General features: G+C 66.3%; 1 protein-coding gene. It reads left to right on the top strand.

What is annotated here, in order from left to right:
* Positions 1-184: 184 nt before the first annotated feature.
* Positions 185-416 (top strand): hypothetical protein (locus A33M_RS21835; RefSeq protein ID WP_040622718.1); only part of this gene is annotated, 232 nt, incomplete at its 3' end.

Here is a 416-nt window from a genome sequence, read left to right on the forward strand (position 1 = left end):
TGTGCAGGGCCATGTCGAATATCTGACAAAGGTCCGCGCCCGACGGTTTTCGCCGGAGTGACGGGACATTACCTTTTCCCGGAACCACGACTTTCTCCGCGGCCATGCGCGTACCCAATTTCGGGGATGACACGGTAACGCGGTCCCGCATACTGGCCGGCGAATCCGCCACGAGGATCCCGGCATGGCCTGCGACGTCATCGACGAAGAACCGAAAAGCCCGGCTCGGCGCTCCGACGCGCGTTCGCGCCGTGCGGACGACGCCGATCCTCGTCACGATCCGGCCCGGCCGAGAGCGAGCTCGATCGCCCAGGATGCCGCGCGCGACCTGCCGTCGAACGGCTCTCGCGGGCGGAAACGCCAGCGTCCCAAAATCACGGCAGAGATGATCGATGCCGGCGTGCGCGTGCTCGAGG

The organism is Rhodovulum sp. PH10 (genome assembly GCF_000293785.1).
Taxonomy (GTDB): Bacteria; Pseudomonadota; Alphaproteobacteria; order Rhizobiales; family Xanthobacteraceae; genus Rhodoplanes.